24 protein-coding genes and 2 riboswitches are annotated in these 24,467 nt (G+C 33.2%); of the genes, 4 read left to right on the top strand and 20 right to left on the bottom strand.

The features are described 5' to 3' along the window. Positions 1 to 247: 247 nt before the first annotated feature. Positions 248 to 1,042 carry an alpha/beta fold hydrolase gene (locus ORL93_RS03625; RefSeq protein WP_097793757.1) on the bottom strand — a complete coding sequence of 265 codons (795 nt, stop codon included), beginning with the start codon at positions 1,040 to 1,042 and terminating at the stop codon, positions 248 to 250. Positions 1,043 to 1,724: 682 nt separating this feature from the next. Between ORL93_RS03625 and ORL93_RS03620 the strand changes: the two genes are divergently transcribed. Then, positions 1,725 to 2,036: a hypothetical protein gene (locus ORL93_RS03620; protein ID WP_033798893.1), complete on the top strand. Its 312-nt coding sequence runs from the start codon at positions 1,725 to 1,727 to the stop codon at positions 2,034 to 2,036. A gap of 248 nt (positions 2,037 to 2,284) precedes the next feature. On the opposite strand, the gene ORL93_RS03615 is transcribed toward ORL93_RS03620, so the two are convergent. From ORL93_RS03615 to ORL93_RS03600, 4 genes are all read right to left on the bottom strand, one after another. Continuing rightward, positions 2,285 to 2,383 carry a YjcZ family sporulation protein gene (locus ORL93_RS03615; protein ID WP_018765986.1) on the bottom strand — a complete coding sequence of 33 codons (99 nt, stop codon included), beginning with the start codon at positions 2,381 to 2,383 and terminating at the stop codon, positions 2,285 to 2,287. A gap of 168 nt (positions 2,384 to 2,551) precedes the next feature. Beyond that, a complete protein-coding gene (locus tag ORL93_RS03610) occupies positions 2,552 to 3,379 on the bottom strand; it encodes an energy-coupling factor transporter transmembrane component T family protein (RefSeq protein WP_033796175.1) in 828 nt (275 codons plus the stop codon). Next, on the bottom strand, positions 3,372 to 5,072 hold the full coding sequence (locus ORL93_RS03605; RefSeq protein WP_265958620.1) for an ABC transporter ATP-binding protein: 1,701 nt from the start codon (positions 5,070 to 5,072) through the stop codon (positions 3,372 to 3,374). The genes ORL93_RS03610 and ORL93_RS03605 overlap by 8 nt, the downstream gene beginning before the upstream one ends. Before the next feature lie 10 nt (positions 5,073 to 5,082). After that, positions 5,083 to 5,631: an ECF-type riboflavin transporter substrate-binding protein gene (locus ORL93_RS03600; protein WP_097793755.1), complete on the bottom strand. Its 549-nt coding sequence runs from the start codon at positions 5,629 to 5,631 to the stop codon at positions 5,083 to 5,085. Positions 5,632 to 5,777: 146 nt separating this feature from the next. Next, positions 5,778 to 5,895, bottom strand: a riboswitch (SAM riboswitch). 157 nt (positions 5,896 to 6,052) lie between these two features. On the opposite strand from ORL93_RS03600, the gene ORL93_RS03595 reads away from it, so the two are divergent. Continuing rightward, a complete protein-coding gene (locus ORL93_RS03595; RefSeq protein WP_097793754.1) occupies positions 6,053 to 6,733 on the top strand; it encodes an aspartate/glutamate racemase family protein in 681 nt (226 codons plus the stop codon). Positions 6,734 to 6,864: 131 nt separating this feature from the next. Here ORL93_RS03595 and ORL93_RS03590 read toward each other — a convergent pair whose 3' ends face one another. The 3 genes from ORL93_RS03590 to ORL93_RS03580 form a co-directional block, all read right to left on the bottom strand. Then, positions 6,865 to 8,646 carry a PAS domain-containing sensor histidine kinase gene (locus tag ORL93_RS03590; protein ID WP_018780555.1) on the bottom strand — a complete coding sequence of 594 codons (1,782 nt, stop codon included), beginning with the start codon at positions 8,644 to 8,646 and terminating at the stop codon, positions 6,865 to 6,867. 331 nt (positions 8,647 to 8,977) lie between these two features. Then, the gene (locus ORL93_RS03585) at positions 8,978 to 9,838 is read right to left on the bottom strand and encodes a Cof-type HAD-IIB family hydrolase (protein ID WP_265958619.1); all 861 of its coding nucleotides are present in this window, start codon (positions 9,836 to 9,838) and stop codon (positions 8,978 to 8,980) included. 341 nt (positions 9,839 to 10,179) lie between these two features. Next, positions 10,180 to 11,391, bottom strand: coding sequence for a cytochrome P450 (locus ORL93_RS03580; protein WP_265958618.1), 1,212 nt, complete (start codon positions 11,389 to 11,391; stop codon positions 10,180 to 10,182). A 138-nt stretch (positions 11,392 to 11,529) separates the two neighbouring features. Between ORL93_RS03580 and ORL93_RS03575 the strand changes: the two genes are divergently transcribed. Beyond that, a complete protein-coding gene (locus tag ORL93_RS03575) occupies positions 11,530 to 12,027 on the top strand; it encodes a PadR family transcriptional regulator (protein WP_265958617.1) in 498 nt (165 codons plus the stop codon). A 97-nt stretch (positions 12,028 to 12,124) separates the two neighbouring features. On the opposite strand, the gene ORL93_RS03570 is transcribed toward ORL93_RS03575, so the two are convergent. After that, the gene (locus ORL93_RS03570) at positions 12,125 to 12,280 is read right to left on the bottom strand and encodes a DUF1540 domain-containing protein (protein ID WP_003204488.1); all 156 of its coding nucleotides are present in this window, start codon (positions 12,278 to 12,280) and stop codon (positions 12,125 to 12,127) included. 190 nt (positions 12,281 to 12,470) lie between these two features. On the opposite strand from ORL93_RS03570, the gene ORL93_RS03565 reads away from it, so the two are divergent. Continuing rightward, positions 12,471 to 12,884: a hypothetical protein gene (locus tag ORL93_RS03565; protein ID WP_018780558.1), complete on the top strand. Its 414-nt coding sequence runs from the start codon at positions 12,471 to 12,473 to the stop codon at positions 12,882 to 12,884. 25 nt (positions 12,885 to 12,909) lie between these two features. Here ORL93_RS03565 and ORL93_RS03560 read toward each other — a convergent pair whose 3' ends face one another. The 11 genes from ORL93_RS03560 to tenA form a co-directional block, all read right to left on the bottom strand. Beyond that, positions 12,910 to 13,548 (bottom strand): Vat family streptogramin A O-acetyltransferase, encoded by a 639-nt coding sequence (locus ORL93_RS03560; protein ID WP_033798888.1) that lies wholly within the window; start codon positions 13,546 to 13,548, stop codon positions 12,910 to 12,912. After that, the gene (locus ORL93_RS03555) at positions 13,538 to 14,809 is read right to left on the bottom strand and encodes an MFS transporter (protein WP_018780560.1); all 1,272 of its coding nucleotides are present in this window, start codon (positions 14,807 to 14,809) and stop codon (positions 13,538 to 13,540) included. Before ORL93_RS03555 ends, ORL93_RS03560 begins: the two co-directional genes overlap by 11 nt. Positions 14,810 to 15,085: 276 nt before the next feature. Then, a complete protein-coding gene (locus ORL93_RS03550) occupies positions 15,086 to 16,321 on the bottom strand; it encodes a cytochrome P450 family protein (protein WP_265958616.1) in 1,236 nt (411 codons plus the stop codon). Positions 16,322 to 16,521: 200 nt separating this feature from the next. Continuing rightward, the gene (locus tag ORL93_RS03545; protein WP_003204498.1) at positions 16,522 to 16,938 is read right to left on the bottom strand and encodes a hypothetical protein; all 417 of its coding nucleotides are present in this window, start codon (positions 16,936 to 16,938) and stop codon (positions 16,522 to 16,524) included. A 231-nt stretch (positions 16,939 to 17,169) separates the two neighbouring features. Beyond that, positions 17,170 to 18,183: a DUF1835 domain-containing protein gene (locus ORL93_RS03540; protein WP_098018708.1), complete on the bottom strand. Its 1,014-nt coding sequence runs from the start codon at positions 18,181 to 18,183 to the stop codon at positions 17,170 to 17,172. 73 nt (positions 18,184 to 18,256) lie between these two features. Next, on the bottom strand, positions 18,257 to 18,673 hold the full coding sequence (locus ORL93_RS03535) for a DUF3995 domain-containing protein (protein ID WP_142308424.1): 417 nt from the start codon (positions 18,671 to 18,673) through the stop codon (positions 18,257 to 18,259). A 259-nt stretch (positions 18,674 to 18,932) separates the two neighbouring features. Next, complete coding sequence (locus ORL93_RS03530; RefSeq protein WP_265958614.1) at positions 18,933 to 19,199, bottom strand: hypothetical protein; 267 nt, start codon at positions 19,197 to 19,199, stop codon at positions 18,933 to 18,935. Between the two features lie 154 nt (positions 19,200 to 19,353). Then, the gene (locus ORL93_RS03525; RefSeq protein ID WP_018780565.1) at positions 19,354 to 20,121 is read right to left on the bottom strand and encodes a DUF3959 family protein; all 768 of its coding nucleotides are present in this window, start codon (positions 20,119 to 20,121) and stop codon (positions 19,354 to 19,356) included. 385 nt (positions 20,122 to 20,506) lie between these two features. Beyond that, entirely contained in the window at positions 20,507 to 21,427 is a 921-nt protein-coding gene (locus ORL93_RS03520; protein WP_006094989.1) for a macrolide 2'-phosphotransferase, read from the bottom strand. Positions 21,428 to 21,533: 106 nt separating this feature from the next. Next, entirely contained in the window at positions 21,534 to 23,066 is a 1,533-nt protein-coding gene (locus ORL93_RS03515) for an alpha/beta hydrolase (RefSeq protein ID WP_098018713.1), read from the bottom strand. 328 nt (positions 23,067 to 23,394) lie between these two features. Beyond that, complete coding sequence (gene tenA, locus ORL93_RS03510) at positions 23,395 to 24,084, bottom strand: thiaminase II (protein ID WP_098160296.1); 690 nt, start codon at positions 24,082 to 24,084, stop codon at positions 23,395 to 23,397. 178 nt (positions 24,085 to 24,262) lie between these two features. Continuing rightward, positions 24,263 to 24,369, bottom strand: a riboswitch (TPP riboswitch). Positions 24,370 to 24,467 lie beyond the last annotated feature (98 nt).

The following is a 24,467-nucleotide window of genomic DNA, read 5'->3' as shown; positions in this document are numbered from 1 at the left end:
TACTCCATTTTTTATTACCTAACATAGTTGTACCACTTCTCGTATATTTACTCATTAGGTTTTACATTCGCAAGACTCCATCCGCATCAATCACCGGTACGAAAAAATAATTCGAAATATTTAGGAGGGATAACTTGAGCGCTCACTACTCTTTCACATATCAATTATCAAACGGAGCCTGATAGCTCCTTTCCCATTAAATATTTAGCACAATAAACGCATATAACTTCGAAATAAATATACTTTTTTATGGGTAAAGAAAAAGTCTCATCTCAGTATGAATAAAAGCAAACTGCTGAATCATTTCATTTAGGCATCTCGCTGCTTTTGTAGGAATTTGATGCTTTACGTTATCAATGAATTTTAATTCATTACATGGCAATTTTTCATGTAGTAATTTGGCATGACTATAAAATACTTTATCTTTCTTACCATACACCAACAAAACCGGAAGCTGAATGTTTCTAAGCTGATTAGTACAATCATAATGCAAACTATAACAATAATACTGCCAGATATTTTTGGCATTCCCTTTTCGTGCCTCTTTAAACATCTTTCTGAACAATTTATGTGTATTTGAGTTGCTCCATGAAATAGACCATGCTAAAAATGAAACTGCCCCCGCTTTCGCAAGTTTCACGCCAAGTGAAATCTTATTCTTTAGATATCCATCCCTCACTTCTGACATTCCCCCGATTAGAATACCTCCTAACGCTCTTTCAGCAAAAGCCAATAAAAATTCTAATGCGACAGAGCTTCCAGTCGAATATCCACATACAAATGCTTTCTTAATCTCTAAATGATCCAACAAACATCTAATGTCTTCAGCAATCAGTGGATAGGTTATCGGTTGTTTTGAATACTGACTCCTTCCGTGTCCTCTAATATCAAAAGCAATCACCTTAAAATTTTGGGATAATCCCTCTATTTGATACTCAAAATTCACACATGTAAGTGCAGGAGGATGAATAAAAACAATAGGAACCCCTTTTCCCTTAACGATATAGTACAGACTACTACCATCTACATCCAACATTGGCATGTATGTAATCACCTCAACAATTTAAAATTATTACTCTTTTTCAAAAAAACAGTAACTCTAAAAAATGATGCATACTAAAAATTGATTTTAGTACATGAGTATTTTCCTTTTGTTATTAATTTCTTTATAATTTGTTAGCTATAAGCTGTCGATATTATTCTGTTATACGTTCCTGATAACGTTGAAGCTGATTTTCGTTTAAAAAAAATGAATTTAGTCGCTCCTCAAGTTTTTCTTTTAATCTTTTCATTTATTTAGACAGAAAAACAGATGGTCTTTTTTTTGAATGTTAGCTATAAAATAACCTCTTACAGTACACTTGACGATGTGTCTTTTCACTCATTTCTGTTATTATGTGGCACTTCTTTTTTTCTATTCTGGCAACTATTTAGAATAAATTACGATGGATTTTCCTTATGAATCACACGTAAAATTTCAATAATTCTTTTTAATCCCATTTTTCAATATACTGCATCTCATTGATTAAATAAACATTATGTAAATGAATTTCAAATCCTTATTTATCTGTGCATGTTTCCCTTTGTAATGAGTAAACTTAGGGTTTTTAGGAAAAAAGAATCAAGAAATGTTAGCATAAATTCCGATAAAATATTGCAACATAAATCATGTGAAATTGAACTTAGTGTTTCTTTTTCCTAATTATCTTTACAGGGGGTAAAAAATGAATACTCTTAACTTCTTGATGTCACTATTCAATTCTGGAAGAAGAACTCAGCAAATGTTTAAATTATTTAGAAATAGACGGAATAACAATAGAAGCTGGATTTGGTTTTCTTTACTAGGATTAGGAACAGTTTTTAGTGTAGTAGCAACACGTAATTCAAATATGATGAAACCTATTCAACGTTTGTTCCAAGGCGTTCAAAATACAACAAAAACATTTATTCCATCCAAAGTAAATTTGGCAAATATAGAATTTGCCGATGAAATTACGCCTAACAGTCAAAAGAGACTGGGTAATCAAAGCCAATAACTATCGTGAATAATAAAAACTCGCCTTTTAGTCACAAGTATTTACAATATTAAAAAATTATGTAAATTGAACGAATTTTCCGGAAATTACCTTATTATTTCGGTGAAATTTCAACATAAAAAAAGGAGCATAGCAGCTCCTTTTTTTATGTTGAATCTCGTATTGATACTAAAAAAGTATCTTTAATGTTTTTTCTGATTACATGATTCTGTGACGAATGATTCAAAAGTTATATGTTTTTAATACCCTCAGCCCCAGCAGCTGCATCCAACAATAATTAATAAAATAAATAACACAACTAATAAAGCAAAACTTCCACCAAAACCACAAGAACCACCGAAACTCATATTCTCTCCTCCTTTTAGTATAAAACTAATGGATAATGAAATTGATCGTTTATTAACAGGTTCGTATTATACAGTATGTTTCTATGCCATTTTTGAGCATGTCTTGGATAAATTTAAAAAGACATTCCTCTGAGTGCCTAAATTTCATCCCAATAACATCCAGAAAACTTACAATGGATACCAAAACCCTTTGAAAATATTGAACTTTAGGTAAATGGCCAGTACTAAAATTATAATGCCGATAACGAGCCCTAGATAATCCTCTTGTTTTGCTTTTGTTGTAAAATACCATGTTCGCTTCTCTTTTTTTCCGAATCCTCGTAAGTCCATTGCATTTGAAACTGTATCAATTCGCTCTAAAGAATGAATAACAAGTGGCCAAAAGATGAGTACCCGATTTTTAATACGTTCCCAAAAATTCGTCTCTCCTCTTTCAAATGGTACACCTCTTGCTTCTTGAGCGTGCTTAATCAATTTGTATTCCGCTTGTATATTCGGTATGTAACGAAGCGCAATGTTTATTGCATAGGCAATCTTATATGGTAAGCCAATTTTATGCAGGCTGCTAGCGAACTCACTTGGATGTGTCGTGTATATGAAAATAAGTGTAAATGGTAATAACGTAAAATACTTTAATGAGAGCGTAAGAGCATAAAATAGTGTTTCAAATGTAATCGTAGCATATCCAATATGCAAGAATGCTGTACTTGTACCAGTTAACTCAGATCCATGAGTTGGTGTAATCAATAAAATCATCATTGAATTTAGCATACTAAATGTGAAAATAACACTAAATATAATTACAATTTTTTTTATAGGGATTTTAGCGATCACTAATCCTAAACAACCAATGAAAAACAAGCATAATAAAATACGAAAATCAAAAAATATAAACGTAAGAGTCATCCAAATTATAAATAACAACAATTTAATTGCGCCGTCCATACGATGAAAATATGTATGATTATCTATATAAAATAAATCTGATTTATTCATAATCCCCTCTCCTTTTTGCCTCCATATACATTTGTACAAAAACGTCTGGAAAAGGAACTTTACTCAAATTCGCTAAAGTTGTTAGCGAACTCTCCTGTAAATTAGCTTGTTGTAATACTTCGCTATTTGTTAATACGTTTGGAACAGTATCATTAGCAAGTATTTTCCCTTTATGAAGGACAACTGCACGGTCTGCATATTCTAAAGCTAGATTCATATCATGTGTAATAAAGATGAATGATATTCCTTGTGCCGCTAGTAGGCTTATACAAGACATAAATTGTTTATAATGAAAATAATCTTGTCCTGCTGTTGGCTCGTCTAATATGATAAGCTTCGGATTCCTTGTTAAAACCGATGCAATGGTAAGCCTCTTTTTTTGTCCGTAACTTAACGCTTGAATAGGCCAATTTCGGAATGGATATAATCCACAAATTCGCAATGCATCTTCCACGCGTTTATTTATTTCTGCGCTAGAAGTCTTCTTTAATTTTAATGAAAAAGCAACTTCATCCCAAACAGTAGATTGTGTAATCATGTGATTAGGATTTTGCATGACATAGGAGATCACTTCTCCACGCTTTCGAATAGACCATGAACTTATATTTTCATTATCAAGTACAATTTCCCCTTCCTTCGCTTTGTTCATTCCCGTTAATGTATGTGCAAATGTAGACTTACCTGCACCATTATGGCCTAATAATGCTACAATTTCTCCCTTTTGTATAGAGAGTGTTATATCCCTTAATGTAAAATCTTTTTGCGAATATGAAAATGATATATTTTCTATTTCACATAAGATTTCTTTTTTTTGTTGTTCTTTAAACATGGTAGAATTTAACATCCATTGCTTAATCGCTTTATTCACATTTTCATGATCTAAACTTTCAATTGGATATAATTCTTCATCTAAAATATTCATTCTTATATTTTTTAATGCTTCAATATATACAGGTTCTCTTAACCCTATTTTTTGTAGCATGTTTGTTTGTAAAATTCTTTTTGGTGAATCAACCGCTACAATTTTCCCTTCTTCTATTAATATGATTTTATCAAGGTCTAATTTTAATATTTCTTCTATTCTATGCTCAATAATAACAACTGTTTTATTAAATTGTTGATGCACCTTTCGTATAAGTTCTACTGTGTTCAAACTACTCATGGGGTCTAAGTTTGCTAATGGCTCATCAAATAGTAATATGTCAGCTTCTGTTGTTAACAGTCCAGCAAGAGAAACAGTTTGTTTTTGACCACCAGATAATTCATGCGGGCTTCGTAGATGAAACGTATGCATCTGTACTTTCTGTAGTGAGTCCATAACAACAGCCTTCATTTTCTCCTGTTCTACACAATCGTTTTCTAATGAGAAAGCAACATCTTCTCCTACGGTTAGACCAATAAACTGAGAATCTTGATCTTGTAAAATAGTTCCTACATGCTTGCTTTGCTCAAAAATACTACCTTTTCGCGGATCCTTACCACATATTGAAATGTTCCCAGTACTTGATCCCTCATATGAAAAAGGGATAAGCCCATTTATACAATGGGCCAATGTTGATTTTCCTGATCCACTTCGACCGGCAATCAATACTTTTTCACCTGGATAAATACGGAATGTAACATCCTTTAAAGTAGGTTCTGTCACTTGTTTATATTGAAATGTAAATTGTTCAAAGGAAATAATCGGCTTCATTGTAATCTCCCTACTTTTCAATCTTCAAATGTGTATGTTTTTTATTTGCTTTCGCTAATCCCAGTGTGATTGGTAAACCAAGAATTAAGAATACAAGGATATCTGCAATCGTTGCACCGAATACTTGAATAACAATTTTATCCAAAGGTTCACCCATAACGATAATATCAAAAGCACCGGCAAATATGATTGCAACGACAATCCCGATTAAACCTGTTATAGCAAAATATGAAATATCTCGATTACGAAATGTTCCATTTTTCACACTGAAACTTGCTCGTTTTTGTACAAGTCCCATCGTAAATCCAATAATACCTGAGCTAAGTACCCATCCCCACCATATTCCCCATCCAGCGATGGTATCTGTCACTGTATGACCGATAAGACCAATCAAAAGTCCTACAATCGGCCCGAAAATCGCACCAAAAATTGTTAATATAGCCAAAGCAGGCTTTATAAATGTGTTTGGTGCAATTGAAAATCCCCATAGACCTAATACACCATATATTGCAGAACCGATTCCAATTGCTACGACTAATTTTGTAGATAATTTGTTCATATGAATTCCCCTTTCATTCTAGTTAGTTTATATTAGTCCTATATGTATAAGAAAATTAAATTATGCGTCTTCACTTCCTTTCTTCTCAATATCTCAATAAAAAATGACCCCTTTTATAAGAGGTCATTTTTTATTGAGATATGATCCTCTTATCTTTCAAAAGACAATATGTCTTTTGCGGAATTAGCACCTTCCTATTTGTATGAATAAATAGGGGTTGCTGAGGTTTCATAGGGCCGTTCCCTCCACCTCTCTGGATAAGTATTCGTTTGTAATTTGTATTATTGCATTAACGCAAGTTAATTTCAATATTTTTCTCGCTATTTTTATTTTTCTTAAAACAATCAAATAAATCATTGTATCCTTATCGGGATTATGGGATAATCGACATAACAAAACATGTTAACGGGAGGAATTCGACATGAAAGTAATCGGATTAATTGGTGGATTAAGTTGGGAATCAACGTCTCTTTATTATAAACATATTAATACACTAACTCTATCTCAGTATAATCATAATGCAAAGCTTGTTCTATATAGCATGGATTTTGGCGAAGTGACAAATTTATTACAAAATCAACAATATGAGGAAGTGCAAAATCAACTCGTTCAAGTAGCAAAAAAAATAGAGTGTTCCGGTGCAGATTGTATACTTATGTGCTCAAATACAGTACATCAATTTGCGGAAGAAGTAGAACAAGCAATCTCTATCCCCCTTCTTCATATTGGTGATGTCAGTGCTGAAGAAATTGTTGAACATGATGTGAAACGGATTGGTTTACTTGGAACAAAACAAACAATGGAACAGGACTTTTATAAAACAAGACTAGCTAATTATGGTGTTGAAACAATTATTCCGAAAGAAGATGAACGAAATTTCATTCATCATGTCATTCTTCACGAATTGAGTAAAGGGATTATTTCACAGCAATCTAAAGTACGTTTCTTACAAATCATTCAAAAACTTATTGAAAATGGTGCAGAAGGAATTTTATTAGGTTGTACAGAAATACCGTTACTTATTTCACAGAAAGACATTTCTATTCCTGTATTTGATACTGCTTTTTTACATGCAAAAACTGCTGTACAATTCGCTGGATAATAGATAAACAACTGTATAATTTATAAGAACTCTTTAACTCTCAAAATAAATTAATATATAACAAAAGCTATCTTACAAATCATAAGATAGCTTTTTAACTCTATTATTATATGAACCGGAAAGTAATATCCTCATAAAGCCCCTGTTATAGGTAACATTGCTGCACAAGAAGTAACTTGCTCACTTTGAAACATTGGTAAATAGATTGTAACTGATGTTCCTATTCCTACCTCACTCATAATACTAATTCTTCCTTGATGACTTTCAATAATTTTATAACTGAGCATTAGTCCAATCCCAGTTCCTTTCTCTTTCGTACTATAAAAAGGTTCACCAAGTCTTTTAATTCTTTCTTCAGGAATTCCTACGCCCTCATCAACCATATTAATCGTAACTTCTTCACGCTCTGATTTTTTTACATAAATAGAGATTTCTCCTCCATTTGGCATTGCTTCAATTGAGTTTTGTAAAATATTAATAAAAACTTGTTTTAATTGATTTTCGCAGCAATCAATCATTAATTCTTTTGATTCTATATGCAGATCAATTTGAATATTTGTCATGATTGCCTTCGTGTTGATTAATGAAACGACATTTTTTAATATCGAGCAGAGGTTTTTCTTTTCAGTTGAAATGACATCAGTTTTTGCAATCGATAAAAACTCATGAAGTATAGCTTCAATTCTTTCGATTTCTGATAGCATAAGATCAAAATATTTATCTTGATCTTCTTGATTAATCTGAAATAATTGAATAAATCCTTTAATCACTGTCAATGGATTTCGGACTTCATGGGCTACCCCTGCAGCTAACTGCCCAATTGCTGCAAGTGTATCTGATTTATTCAATAACTCCTCAGTCTTTTTCCGCTCGGTAATATCTCGAACGATTATCATAATCTTATCTTGTAAGAGTGGTAAACATCTAGCTTCAAAGAAACTAACACTTCCTTTAAGTGTTAACGGATACTCAACAATAACTGTCGATTCCTTTTGTTGTACTTGATGAATTGCTTCTTGAAATTGTTGTGCTACAGGTGATGGCAAGACTTCATAAAATTTCTTCCCCATAAAGGATTCTGCAGGTACGTAAAACTTAGCTGGTGAACCTGCTTTATAGTCTATAATTGTTCCATCAGCCTCAGTTAAGAAACACAAATCAGGTAATGCTTTAAAAATAAGCTCTAACTCAGAAGTTTGCTGTTTTAATTGCTCTTCAATTCCTTTTCGATGAGTAATATCAACGCCAACTGCCCAATAACTATAACCAGGTACTGGGAACTGCTCCGAAATATTTGACCACATGATTGTTTTTATTTCCCCATTTTTGCATGTTAAATTCATTTCCCAATCTCGAAAACTTTTTCCGCGAATCGAAAATTTCTTTTGAAGTTGTCTGCGATAACTTTCATCAGGATATAACAGTTCAAGTGCTTTGGGATTTCCAACGATTTCTTCTGCAGCATAGCCTGTTACGAGCTCGCATTCACGATTCCATAATATAAAATTCCCATTTTTATCAAGAGCATCGACCATAATGGGCATATTTTGTAAGATTGTATGTAGCTGTTCTTCTTTTTGAGAAAGTAAATGTATATTTTTTGTTTGGTTTTGAAGTTTATTCATTGCACCATCTACAATGAGATTTGAAAGCATTTCGAAGTATTTATAACAAGTACGGATGTCATTTTTAATTGCACAAACAATAAATGATCCAAGGTGTTGCTCATGTAAAAAGATAGGGATTTCAATTTTTGTAAGTTGTATATTTTCTTCTTGATTCATACCAAATGAAAAAACACATTCCATATTTTGATCAAGAAGTTGATGTGAAATGTTTGTTAATTTATAAAATTGTTCTGCCATGGTTTCTATTGTGTTCACATCAATGAGTTCCAATAGCCGCGCATTCATTCTCTTTCCACCTCTATATGTAAATTTAATACCAATTTTTACTCACGCTTCTCCATTATACGAATAATGTTCTCATAGGTATATAGCAAGAGCATAATTATTCAAATAAATTTTATTTTTCAATTAAAAATTATTTAAAATGATATATAATCTTATTAATATAAATATGTAATGATCTAAATATTCACAAATTATTCACAAATTACTTGGAAATCATATACAATTATTCCGATATATTCTATATAATAAAATGCAATAAGGTATTCTATGAATCTCATAGAATACCTTACCCCTAATAAAAAATAAAAAAGAATCCTTGATGGATTCTTTTTTATTTTTTTACCATGACATATTGATAAAGAGCATGTGCAACTCCATGTTCTTCATTCGATAATGTTTCATAGTGACAAATCCGTTTAATTTCGTCCACTGCATTTCCCATTGCGATAGATATATGTGCCTTTTCCATCATAGAAATGTCATTTAGCCCATCACCTATTGCAACAGTATTTTCCACCGGAATATTAAGATGTTCTGCTAAAGTATATAAACCATTCCCCTTTTGAGCATCACAATGATTAATCTCTAAATTATGCCAATACGAAGCAGTAATTGCTAGCTCTGTATTATGTTGAAAATGCATTTTTAATTTTTGTAATTTCTCTTCATTATAGGAGAATGGTAAAAGCTTATGCACATAAACCTCTTCTTCTAATATCGATTTACAACTTTCTGTGATATGAAATGCTGTATGTTCAAGATACAATGCTGCGATGACTTCAAGCTCTTGCTGATCAATATCTTTATTTGACCTTTTTATCCATTCTATTTCATGATTCACACTTTCTTCACCATATGCCGGAACGTATATACCTCGATCTGTATACAGTTGATAATACATCCGATTTTGTTCAAGATATTCAACAATTTCAAAGGCATGTGTATTTTGAATAGGGTATCTCTTCATCATTTTTTGATCCACATAAATAAGAGCACCGTTTTCTGCAATAATAGGACATTGTAAATCAGCTTCCAGTAGTAAACGTTCAATATCTACGAGAGAACGTCCTGTACAAATCGCTACTACATGCCCCTGCTCCTGGCATTTTTGAATAGCTTCTGCATTTTCTTTACTAATCATTTTATTTCTTGAAAGAAGAGTTCCATCTAAATCGATTGTAATTAGTTTCATTGTTCCGTCACCACTTTCTATAAATAAACATGCTTGTATAAAGTGAAACTTAAATCAGTGGAGCCCACTAAATATTCGTCTTCACTAATCGAGATTTTACAGGCAGTTGATTCCTCCAGTTCCTTCCACTATGATTAAAGGTGGATGGCTTCCTATTCACAAATAGCGGGATAAATACACAAATTAGGTATCGTTTCCATATTCACTTTGTCAAACACAACTTAGTTATAATTTATGAAAAGCGTTTCAGGTCAAGAAATATTTTTTAGTTTGTTAAAAAAACTTATTAAAAAAATGAAAACTCCTACTTAGAATAGGGGTTTTCATTTTTTTAATATGCTTCATTTCTTTAAAAGGATAGGAAACCACTTTAACGTTTGTTCATTCTCTAATATACAGTTCTCTAAATAAAAGGATGGTGAAAGTTCTAGCTTTTTAAAATTCCTAATAAACGTAGTTAATGCAACTTCAGCTTCTAAACGAGCAAGTGGTGCGCCTAAACAAAAGTGAGGCCCTTTGCCAAATGTTAAATGTTTTTCATTTCCAGGTCGATGTAAATCAAAGCAATCTGCTTGTGAAAATTTATTTTCATCTAAATTGGCAGCGCTTATCCACGTAACAATCATTTGTCCTTTTTTCATTTTTGGTCCAAATATTGTTGTATCTTCCGTTATAGTACGGGCTAATGTAACAGGGAAACGATAACGTAGTACCTCTTCTATCGCTTTAGGAATCAGCTCTGGACTTTCGCTTAATTCTTTGTATACCTTAGGTGCATCTACTAAAAAGCAATAAAAGCTATTAATAATAAGGTTTGTAGTGGTTTCATTCCCTGCGGCTAAAAGCCCTAATGAAAATGTCACAATTTCCTCATCAGTCAATCTTTCTCCCTCATACTCTGCTCTGATCAGGTCTGAAATAATATCTTCTTTCAAATGGTATCGTTTCTCTTGAACAATCGGGAGAAGATAAGATTTAAATTCATGTAAAGCAACTTCTTTCTGCTTATCTAAATCGCTAAACTTCTCTTTACTATATGGCATAAACAAAATATCTGACCACATCTTAATTTTTTTTCTATCTGTTGTTGGAACACCTAATAAATCAGAAATAACGGTTACAGGTAGAATTGCAGCAAACTGCTCTACAATATCAATTTCATCATAATTATTCATATCTTTCACAAGTTCATTTGCAATTGCTTGTATCTGTGGCTTCCACTGCTGAAGACTTCTTGGGGTAAATGCCTTTGAAACAATTGAGCGAACATTTCGATGCTCTGGAGGATCAGAAGAGTTTAAATTTACTCTTGTGTCTAAAGGCGGAACGGAAAATTGACGACGATCTCTTCTGCTTGAAAATAGGCGATAATCAGATAAAACACGGTTCACATCATTATATAAAAAAACATTCCATACATCCTGCTCCGCATCATAATAGACCGGATGATTTTCCCTCATATGCTTATACCACTCATAAGGGTTCCACAGCTCTTCTTTTGTTTTGAGCTTTGAAATTTCATGAACCAAAATTACATTTTCAGGCGAATTCATAGTTCTTTCCTCCCTTTTCTTTTAAAATAAAGTAATAGGTAGGCAGTTCAAAGATGTATAGACTAACATATGTTATTTTAACATATATACAGGGGATATTTACGGATATAAACTTGAGAAAAAATTAGGAGGATACATATGTATGTTGATATTTTACTACTCGCAGAATTAACTTCTGGACCAAAGTATGGTTATGAAATAAAGAAAAACATTCAAAATCGTCTTGGAGAAAATTTTGAATTGAATCATAACATGCTCTATCCTGCCCTTCGGCGTTTTGAAGATATGGGAGCAATTACAAAAAAGATTCATCAACAAATAGGTAAACCAAACCGTAACATTTACGCATTAACTCCTACAGGTGAAGAAATCTTTTATGAAATGATGCGAGAGTTTCCAGAGAAACTAGCTGCTAATGATACTGAATTTCTTGTGCGTGTTGCACTGTTTGAGAAACTGGATTACGAAGCTCGAAAAGAAGTTTTAACGACTCGTCAAAATGTGCTATACAAACAATTAGCCTCTATTCAATCCCTAGCTGAAACTTTACTTTTTATTTCTGAAGTCATACAACATAGAAAATCATGTATTGAACATGAGCTAGCTTGGATTACCTCTCTCATGAAAAAAATATAAAAAATGACAAAAAAGCAAATATAGTGAATGAAAATGAAATTTATTATCAATAATATAATTAATAAAAGGGCAACCCGGTGCGGTTACCCTTTATCGTTTAAGCTTCAGGAATAAATGTTTTGCAATCCGTTTCTTCTGTTGTAGATGCTTGGTTACCTTTATGACTTACTACATAAATTGCATCTGCATTACATTTGTTTCCGTTACCCCAATATTTGCAGTTGTTTACTTCACATAAAACATCTTGTGCCATAAGTATCACACCTCCTTATCCTTTTATCATTAACAAATTTGAGAGGTACGATACTTCTATTTTTTTCTTTGTATTGATACTACGCTTGCTAATTATCATGAAAAATTGGACAAGAAAAACATTTTCCTCAAACTTTTTCTCTATTATATAATTAACTTATTATTTAAGAAATGATAAAGGAAATTGTATAATGAAAGATCCGTGGAACCCTACAACACAAGAAATTATTGAATGGGCTTATACAGAACATGCTGTTTTCCCTGAGCAAGACTGGGACTTATCGATATGCGATAATGCAGCAGAAATTATACTGAGTATTGCAAGTGATACAAATTGTCCCAATCAAACTTTTTTTCTTCACTGTTTATATCTATTAGTTGGAGATGCTATTCGAACTCGCGGAAATACATATAATATAGAATCTCTTCAAAACATCTTACAAAGTGCAACAAATTCAACGAATTCAGATATTTTTAAATGGGTTGAACGCTCCCGAACTCTTCTAGCTAAGCCAGAAACATTTTGTTACGACTTATGGTGTGACGGTGGTTTTGTTTATAAAATTGATAAAGCGAATGAAAAAAGGAGGACTCATCTTTCGTAATGGAGCCCTCCTTTTTTCATATTTTTCACACTGAAGCGTCTGCTAATTTTTTCAACGCTTCCATATTCCCACTTACAATTACATCAATATTTTTAGAAATAATCTTAATGTCCAAGTCCCACCACTTTATTTCTAACAATTCATTTATTACATCATTTGAAAATCTCTTTTTTATCTCAGTAGCAGGATTACCACCAACAATTGTATATGGTGGAACGTCTTTTGTTATAACCGCTTTAGCAGCAATAATTGCTCCGTCCCCTATCTTCACTCCGGGCATAATCGTCGCATCCATACCAATCCATACATCATTTCCGATAACCGTATCTCCTTTAAACGGTAAATCAGAAAGTGTAGGTGTGAATTTCTCCCAGCCATGACCGAAAATATTAAATGGATACGCTGAAAATCCATCCATTTTATGGTTTGCGCCATTCATAATACATGTAACTCCAGGTGCTACGCAGCAGAATTTTCCCATAACCAATCGGTCTCCAAAAAATTCATAATGGTATAGCACTTGATCTTCGAATGTTTCTTCATTTTTTGAATCATAATAAGAATAATCTCCAACAATAATATTTGGTTTTGTTATTGTATTTTTAATGAAATGAACACTCTTATTTCCTTCAATCGGATATTGCACATTTGAATTAGGATTCATGCTGGACAGCACCACCTTCATTTGAAGTTCCTACTACTGGTTTCAAATTATATATTGGCAAAATAAATAATGAACCAATAATAAATAGTAATGCTGTTCCTTCATACATTGTGCTAAGTGAAAATACTTCTTTTAATGAACCGGCAATACTCATCGTTAATACCATCGAACCCGTAAATAAAGGACTTAAAATCCCATTTACTCGTCCGATAAAGTCTGTATCCGAGTTTTGAATAATAAGCGTATTTATTCCAATTTGGATACAAGGAAGTGCTAGACCGCTGAAAAACTGAGCAATGAGTGTAATCCATAAATTTGTAGAAAATCCGATGATACCAATGCCAACGGCCTGTGCAAACATGCCTAAAATTAACATCTTTTGCGGAGCAACATTTTTGGCAAATACCATCGCTAACGCTCCTCCAATAATCATTCCGGCTCCATTTACAGTGAGTAGCCATTGTAAACTTTCTTTTGATAAACCTAATTGTTCAGTTACGATAAAAATACCTAGTGGCTGAATCAGACCAATCCCTAATCCTGCTGCCATAAAACAAATTCCGAGTAATGTTAGTGTCTTCTTTGCCTTTACATATTTAATTCCATCCACCATCTCTTGCAATAAGCTAACTTTTTTCTTTTCTTCTTGTTCTTCAATATCTCTTGGAAGAAATAGCAAGACTAAAGCCGCAAATAAAAAAGCAATACCTGTCACAATAATAGAAGTGTAAATTCCGAAGGCTTGAAATATAAACGTGCCAAGTATAGGACCTAATACCATGAAAATCGCAAAAATGGTTTGATATAATGACATAGCTAACTGTACTTCTTCTGTAGATAGATGTTGTTTAAATAATTTCATACCTGAAGGCTGTGAAAATTGCGAAAGAATTGCAGAGATAAGTGTAACGAAAAATACTACCTTCCAAGTACCAAACATAAGTGTAAACAATACTGCAAATACTGATAACGAACTTAAGGCTTCACACCAAATCATCGTCCTTTTTGGCTTCCACCTATCTGCAAACGTTCCTCCTATAAATGAAAAGATAAAAATCGGCGCAAATTCAGCAACTGAAATCATTGAAATGGCAAACGCATCACCATTGGTCATTTCCATTACATACAGCAGTACCGCAAAGTTTCGGATCCAAATTCCTATCTGGAGAAATAATGCTGAAGCAATAATTGCTTGCACAAATCGATTTTTTAGTACTACAGATATATTACTTTTTTGTTTAGCTTCTATATTCATAGACATAATAAAGCCCCCTATTCTACATTCTGAATAGGGGGCAGCACCATCATCATATTATAAAAGTCAGTTTATTCGCAGTGCGAAAATACATCCCTTTTACATATAAAAATGTACATACTAATCCTATTCAGAAGAATATTTCGTTTTATAACGAAGATTTCTTAAAAAATAGAATTAGTTGATCATTGGGATGTCTTCACCCTTCCGTTTCGATTTTAAATGACACATACATACTCTATGTGAACGAAATACAATGTATGCACGTCTCAAATACCTATTCTAGAAAGTTAACGGCAATTCCTCTAAAGAACGCATTAAATAATTGCCTTGCCATTTAATTTTTTCGCGTTCCCCTTTTATTTGGATTTTAGGTATACGTTTTAACAATGTGGCAATTGCAATTTTTGCTTCTAAACGAGCAAGCGGGGCTCCTAAACAAAAATGACTTCCATGTCCAAATGCAATGTGGCGGTTATTTTCCCTCGTAATATCAAAAACGTCCGGATTCACAAAGACATTCTCATCACGATTTGCCGACGCTAGTGAAATGATTACCATATCCCCTTTTTGAATCTCTTGATCATGAATCATAAAAGGTTCAGTTGCCCAACGTGCCGTCGTAATTTCAACGGGAGAATAATAACGTAATCCTTCTTCAATCGCTGAATCAATAAGTTGGGGCTTTTCTTTTAATAACTGCAGTTGATCTGGATTTTCTAACAATGCTAATACCGTATTGGTTATAAGATTCACAGTCGTTTCATGTCCTGCGACAATAAGCAACATAATCATTGAATAAAGTTCTGGTGCACTTAATTTACTTCCTTCGCTTTCCACCTGAATTAATCCACTAACTAAGTCTTCTTTCGGCTCTTTCCTTTTTACATCCACTAAATATTGAAGATATGTAATAAACTCGGATAGTTTTTCTTCATTTTCCTTTATTTCCTCTGGTGTTTCAGGGGAAGCAATTACCGCATGAGACCATATTCTAAATCTTTCTTGATCATCTTTTGGAACGCCAAGCATTTCACTAATTACATTGATTGGTAATGGAAAGGCGTAGTCATTAACAAGATTTAGGGAATGCTTATATTCTACACGGTCTAATAAAGTATCCGCGATATTCTGAATACGTTCATCTAATTGTGAAATCATTTTAGGAGTAAAAGCCTTTTGAACTAGTGCTCGTAAACGACTATGATCAGGTGGATCTGAATTTAACATATGTTTCGTTAAGTGGTCACTATTTGCAAGAGAAAGAAATGGTTTTAATCTTTCTTGAGAAAATACATTTTCTGGATTTTTCTTCAAGCGAGAATCTTTTAAAAGTGGTAATGCATCTTCATATCTTGTAATAAGCCATTCTGTCCACAGTTCACTCTTATATACGAACAAAATTGGTTGTGATGCGCGTGATTCTTTATAAATTTCATAAGCATCTTCTTTAAAACCTGCAGAGGCTAACTGAATACCATCTTCTATTTTGAGGCCAACTTTGTTTTTAAAAAACATTGCATTCCCTCACTCTCATCTATTTGTAAAAAGCACTTCAACATATGAATTATAACTCATGAATAGTGGGAAAATTGTAAATTTTCCGTTGCGATCTTACTTTATATATTGAAAAATAATTCATTTCAAAAAACAAACGATAAGAAGATATTTTCTTCTTATCGCCTATTAGTGTTTCTTTCCTACATTTTGTTTTATCACTAAGCAAAGCACATGAAATTACTAATTTGCTGGTATCGGTAACTTACTTTCCGGCGACGTCCGGCTTGCCAAGTATATCCCGATACTCCATTTCTTCTCACTTCAGTTGGGAAAAACCATAAATCTCTTCCGAATGGTCCTGGTCGATGCAATCGTAAATATCCCCATCTGCCTAAACAATTACACATCCATGATTTCATATTACTACTTTGTGCAGGAGTGGCGAATGTTGATGGTAAAGATGGTACTTGTGATGGCGGTGGTGACGTCGGAGCATCTTCCGCATCATCAGGTCTATATTCTTCAAGCTCCACATCTCTTAGTTCATCAGATGTTTCATAACCAGAAGTTTGTGGGTTATAATATGCTGTTTGATTATAATCTACATATGGAAAATACGTTGGTTGATTATACATTAAAAAACTCACCTCTTATGATTAATTACTTTATCCAATCATATGTTGTATTGCTCCTATGGGAAGCTTATTTATATAGCCCAAAATAGAAGTTGAGAGATTCTATTTTGAAATAACTGTAAAACAATAGAGGTGTTCTCATTTCCTTTTCCGAACAAAAAAGCCCAATTTTTCAACTTTAATGCTGAGAAATTGGGCTTTTTAAAATGGACACTGTAAAACCGTACTTTCCTAACGGTTCCTCTTCTTCAACTTAACGCTATAATAGCGCATTGCTTTTAATGTACCTTCCATTTCAAATACACCTTGCTGGATTAATGTACGCAAGCGATATTCAAGAAAAACATCTCCAATTACTTGCTCAATATGCCCAAGAACTTCTCCTACTAACCTTGGTGCCTTACAGAAAGATCTTGTTGTTTCTAATCTTTCTGCACATTCAATAATGAAAGAATCGAAATAATCTTCTTGTACGGATTGAACTTGGTTTTCATTCCAAATTCGTAATAAATCCGTAGTTTCAGAGAGTAATTCCCATTCTTGTTCAAAAGTTTTTCGTGCTTCATTAGCCAGTGATGAATCTTTTCCGTACTTTTCATAAATAACTGCTAGTCTCTCTGAAGATAACCCTCCTGTCCCGCGTATATCATAGCCTTCTGGGAACAGTTCTCTATATGCTTCAGATGTGTTAATTACACGAATATTATCTCGATCTTGTAAATGTGCAAGGACAAAACAAAGGCCCACATGTTCATGTGCATTATCAGCTTTCCAAATTGTAATTGGTATATCTTGAGGAATAGACTGTAATTCTTTCATTGATTGTTTGAATGTTGATAAATATTCTTCTTCAAAATAAAGATCATAAGAGTTTAAACTTCTAGATAGCCATTGCTGGCGAGCTACTTGTCCAGCTTCTAACTTCAATTGATGAATTGGGCCGATAGAGAACGCATCGGAGAAAAGAATAACATAGTCTTCTGTTAAATTAGCTTGTTTCAGCATATGTTTAATACACCCAGCTGGCGAGTCACCAAATGCAATATGTACATGTTTACTCTCTTTAATATGTAGCTTAGGTTTTTGTGATTCAATGAGTTGTTTTGGGATTTCTGTTAAAATGTCCATTCTATCTTCGCTTGGCTCTGTTTCCATTAAATCAAGTTGAATTAAGATGAAGCGGAGTAATGATTTTGCTTCATCTTCTGGCATATTATCGATTACTTTACTTAAATTATCTATCATGTATTTCCCTCTATTCGTTTCTGAAATAATGTAATTTATAGTGTAACATATAATGAGACGCATGCTATTCTTTTCATCTAATAATTGCTAGGAGAAATGAAAAAGATAAAAAAGCACACAATGGAATAAACAACATTGTATCCATTTTCGCAAAATATGTATCTTTTTTTCTTTTAAATATGCCAAAGTAATTGAATTCTCCAACCACTCTTAATCCAAATACAAACATACAAATCCAAGAACCGATTTGAACGATGACATGTGGAATAAAAGAGGAAATAACATTTGCCTGTAATAATAAAAGTAACGCTGCTATACATAGTAATAGCGCAACTAATAATGTCATACCAGTTCCAGGAGTAAAAGCTTTTTCTCCTGACTTAGTTGGAATCGCTGCCTTTATTCCCCATTTCCCGCCAAATGCCCAGTAAACATGTAATAAACTAATACATACTAAGAGACATGCTGATATAGTGATGATAATGAGCAATATTAACACCTCCATCAATGTGTTTCTTTTAAGATTAAGAATATTCAACCAAACAACAATTAGCAATCTATTTCTAAATTGTTCACAATACCGCCATTTGTAATGTTATTTAATCTTCAATCTTGATATTCTGATACCGTATAAAAACAATTGAATATAAAGTCATTAAGTTTTACTTGTAATTAGCAGGCGTGTACATTGGATAAGTTGCATATTTATTTAATTCCTTTCACTGGGTTGAATTTCCTAAACGAAGATGCTATTTTAGATCATTAGATGAAATTATATGTTCTGTTTTTATATCTTCAATCTTTTTCCTTATTTCATTACTGATTTCTATTTGTTTTTCTCTTTGCTCATCTAATATCTCCTCTTTAATCCCTTCTAAATTCAGTGCAGTTTCATATATTGCTTGTAGCTTCCCTTCTACAGGTTTATTTTCAGCTTTTTGCATATAGTAAATTGTCATTCCTAAACCTACAGAAACTATAATACTTGCAATGGCCATATTACTTAATTTTCTCATAGTATTCTCTTCTTATCATTAATCATATATTCTCTTCTACGTGAAAATTTCCAATAATTAAGATGTTTAATATATTAAAGTGAAAACCCGCAATACCCCATCGAATTGTATACAGGGGCGTTGCGGGTTCAAATATTTGTATAAAAAACATCCTCTATGCATTATAACGATTTCTTCGTCGTTCCATCCTTGTTTGTCCTTGCATTGTTTCAACTTCATGATGTTGCTGCTCTGTTTGCGTTGTATGATACGTTGCTGTCTTTTCTTCACGATTTGGTTCATACGTACGTGTTTCTTTTGAGTTAGAAGATTTTCTACTAAACTTTGGCATCTTCACTTTCAATCTTGGTAAACTCGGAATACGAATTTTAAAATTCGGTTTAATTCGTTTCTTTTTTTGTTTGAATAGATTTGTTTTTTCTTGTTTTTCATTGATACTACCACGCTTTAGCATGTTGGCAAACAATCCACCAAGTAAAAATCCAACTACTAGCAAAAGTAAATACAGTCGTTCTGAAGTCAATAAGTTCATAATACGTCCAAGAACGACTAATGATTTGGCTTGTTTAATATCCCATAATAAGCCACCCCATAATGCCAGTAACCCTAAGGTAATTGCATAGGTGCGGAACCGGAATAATAATGGAATTACCGCAATACATGCAGCGATTTTTGCGTTTGCTAGTAAAGAACTAGTTGTTACGTATTGATTCCAAATTGCGAGCAAGAACGTGATAAATATAGTGTAAGCGAGCCAACTACATATTCGTGAATACATTCGTTTTGCATAATAGCTTCCAAAACTCGTGAAAAACAATAGTCCTCCTAAATAAAATGACAATTCAAGAGGAATTTTTTTCATAATACCTGCAATGGGGAACAGGAAGCTGAGTACCATTAAAAGCACATCAAGTTTCTTCAAAACTCTCATCCCTTTCAGTTTTCTATCTTTCTTCTATATAACAAAGCAAATTTTTTGTTTTTTAGCGTATTCCTCACTTCCACCAAATTATAGTGTATATGCATGCAAATAATAACATTCCTAAAAAACATCTTAATCCTACTTGTACCAAAAAGTAAACAAAAAAACAAAACTATAATTGACAATAGAGATCTAGATTTGTATAAAGAAATGACAAATCCCGCTATTTGTAAATTAGCGGGATTATCAAATTATCCTATTGTATATTTAGCGAACTTTCGCATCTTCAAACGTGTGATGGACAAGAGCTCAACAACTTGGATATACCTTTTTATATGATTATATTCCCCCCTCACAACGCAGCCGCTTTACACAATAGAATTTATTATTTCTCATTCACTCCCAAAGCCCCACGCGCCATCTCCATATGTGCCTCTTCCTTTGTCTGTAGTGCAAACAATCCAATCATGACCGGATAAGCAGCGCCAAGTTCGATAATATGTTCAAGCATTCTCGGCCAAACTTTTCCTCCTGCTTTTTCATATTCGTTTAATAATACTTTCAAATTGTCCTCTCCAAAGATTGTGAGATACAGAGTAAAGTCAGTAGCGGGATCTGTCACTTTCGCTTCTGTCCAATCTAGCAGGCCTGTTACTTTGGTATTTTCATCAACTAAAATATGCGGTGGATGTAGATCACCATGAACAAATGCAGAGTACTTTGGCCAATACGATTCATCCGCAAGCCATTTTTGCCAACGCTCCCATAGTTCGGCTGAAACACCAAGTTGTGATTTTATTTGATGCATTCTATCTACTAATAATCGCTTTGCTTCAGCAGGTTGAAGAACTTCAAGTCCATGTTTAGTAGCCTCAACATGATTAATTGAATGCAACGCAACAAGTGATTCGGCTAACGATCGAATAAACGTCATAGAAGGGGGATTATTTTGAATGTGCCACACATAATTTTGTATTTCTAAATCAATAACAGCAGCAGGATTCCCCTTTACTAATGGATAAGCAATTAATTCTGATGTGTTGATTTTCCAATTTGGTACTGCAACAGGTACATATTTTTGAACAAGCTCAAGTATTTTCCCTTCTAATGCCCCTCTTTCAATGACATCAGGTCTTCTCGGTTTCCGAAGAACCCATGAAGCGCCCTTCTCATCAGTAGCAAATACAACTTGAAAGTCCATTCCTGATTCATTTAATTCAGCGCTTTCTTTATTCAATGGTAAACCATTTTTTTCAGCGATTTTTAAAATTTCTTCTATACTTTTCTGTTCATTTGCATTTGTCATCTTTAAACACCCCTTTAAAATTCTTCATATAAGCACAAAAAACACAGGCTAATTCCCCATGTTTTTTGTAAACGGAATGCGCTCTCACAAATATACTGTACTATTTTCATTTGGCTCTTCCTTGCACCCAAGTAGCAATGTCATTTATAACATACTCAGGGATATTGGCAGGACTATTATATTCATCCGGTTTACTTAATTCCCCATCACCTTCTGTAAAGAAGTGATTTAACTTTGGATATAGTCGATAATCTACGTTATCTCGCTCTTTTAATTGTTCTTTCCAAAGAGGAATTTCGATTTTTGATTGAACTTGATAGTCTCTTTCTCCCTGAATAATAAGAAGAGGTGTCTTTTGTTCTTTGGACATTTCCGCTGCCTTAATTTTACGAATAGAATCCCAAAATACAGGTGATCCTAAATAAAAATCTTTTGGAGGATTCTGACTAGAGAAGTTAGGATCATTTAATAATTTAAATTGCTCTTTGTAAAATTTATATTCTTCAGGTTTCATTCTTCCAATAGAAAAAAGATAATCAAATTGATCTAAAACAACATCTTGGATTGTACGAGCTGGTCCTCCCATTACAATCGCCCCAGCAATATTTTGATTTTGGTCTTTTTCGATCATTTGCGGAACCATCATTCCACCTTGACTATGACCAAGAATATAAATTTGATTCTTGTCTATCATAGGTTCATTTTGAAGAAAACGAGTGGCAAGAAGTGCATCGTCCGTTGTCTCTTTATCAACTGTATAAAAAGGACTAAATTGCGTCTTCAATCCATGTTCATAGGTTCGTTTATTATAGCGAAGGACGGCAATTCCTTTTGAAGCAAGACCTTCAGCTAAATCGCGAAATGGTTTTAAAGCAAATGCAGTTTCATCTTGATCGCTTGCTCCAGATCCTTGAACAAGGATAACCACTGGGAAAGGACCATTTCCCTTTGGAACAGACAATGTTCCTGGTAATGGAAACGCGCCACTTCCGACTACTACTTCTTTTTCAACAAATGATTCAGGCTTACTATATGATGGACGTTCTGCGACAGGACTAAACGACATGCTAAATTGAAAATCATCTATTTTTCCAGATGGATCTAATTTAATTAGTAAAGGCATAGTAAATTGTTCAAAAACTAATCCAATCTCTACATTTGTATGAACGGAATTTGTCTCTTTTTGTTTTACCTCTCCAATTCCAATAAAAGAACCTGCTTGTAATTGTACTGGGAGTCCCTTCCAATAACTCTCCAGCCATTTTTCAGATATTATCTTCTGTAAAGATCGAGAAGTTAAATCAAATGCAGATTTATAATTTTCAGCATGCATATCACGAATAAATGTAAGAGTAGTAGATATAACAGGATTTTCATCATCAACATTGTCTATTTCTTTTATATTTGTGTTTGTTTCCTTTAATGTCGAAATAAATTGGTGGTTGAACGGATTATTATATGTATTGGCATAAAAACTTGTTTTCAATACATCCATATTCCTCCCCTCATACAAACTTGAAGGACTCGCGAAATTTTTAGGTGAAATTACTTCCTCCGCATATGAAACAGAAGGAATACTTATCACACAAATTGCACTAACGAGTAAAAAAATATTTCCCATTCGTTTTCTTGTTTTCATATTTATTGATCCCTTTCCAAAATTAAATTTTTTTAATAGAACACCCCAATTATTGTAAGTGGAATAAAAAGTGTCAAAAAGATTAATAATCTTCTTTACGATTACCCTCTAACAAGTTAAAAAGGAATTATAAACAAAATTCAATAAAAACCATCTTCTCCCTCTTTTTTATTGTGTAATTTTTTTATAATATGTAATCAATTAATCACTAAAATTAATTTTCCTAAAACATAGAAATATAGATATTATTATTTTGTAAAAAAAATGACTAAACTAAGTTAGTCATTTTCTATACTCTCGCATGCTTGATGAGAGACATATCTTTTCATTATAAACTTACATCTTCTACTTGTTCTTCCACTGGCCACTTTTCTAATGTGTAAGCCATCTCCCAAAATGAATACTCATATTGACTGCTAATTACAAAATGCTGTTTCATTCGCTTACGATCAGCTTCTGTTACTGTTTCAGCAATGGCATCTAATCTAGCAATTTGCTCTTCTACTAAAGTACGGAACCAATCAGAGCCATATGCGGAAATCCATTCTTGGTAAATTGGTTCTTCAGGTTGACATTCCTTGAGTCGCTCACCAATTTCATAATAAAGCCAATAGCAAGGCAAAATTACTGCGATAACATCCCCGATATGCCCATCATATGCAGCGCGATACATATGTGATGTATACGCATAAGCCGTCGGTGCAGGAATGAACGATTCTTTTTCTTCTTTCGTAATTCCTAGTTTTTTAGCGAAATTCTCATGCAGTGATAATTCCGCTTGATATGTATTTTGTGCATGGTACGCCATACGGGCTGTCGTTTCTAATTCAATAGCTTTTGCTGCTCCTAACGATTGGATTCTTGCAAAATGACTTAAATAATATGAATCTTGCAAAACGTAATAGCGGAAACTAGCTAAATCTAATGTGCCGTCTCCTAGTTTTGTTACAAATGGATGATTAAAACTTGCTTCCCAAATTGGATTAACTTCTTTACGTACTAACTGTGAAAATGACATGAAAGACCCTCCAATAAACATTTTAATAATAAAAATGAAACAGATTTCTTAACGAATCGCTCGTTAACGACTAGACTACAGAGATTTACTTCAAATAGGTGCACAAAAATAAAAAAGCTTTCTTTACACACACGTAAAGAAAGCGGACTGGACATCATCAATATTTTAAAAATATCATCTTCTGTCACTTCCACTTCCCTACGCTGGCATTACCCAGATCAGGTCCTAAGAGTTTCAAAAATATTCTTTGATCTCAGCCTATAAAAGGCCCCCCTAGTGGATAGAAATAAACTATTTAACTTTGATACTTATCATAACATAATCCATATAACTATCAAATATAATTTGAACGTTCGAACTTCATAAAGTAAAACTTTATAAAA

This window comes from Bacillus sp. DHT2 (assembly GCF_026241455.1).
GTDB lineage: Bacteria > Bacillota > Bacilli > Bacillales > Bacillaceae_G > Bacillus_A > Bacillus_A pseudomycoides.
Note: the sequence above shows the minus strand (reverse complement) of the source record. Positions and strands in the feature narration are given on the sequence as shown.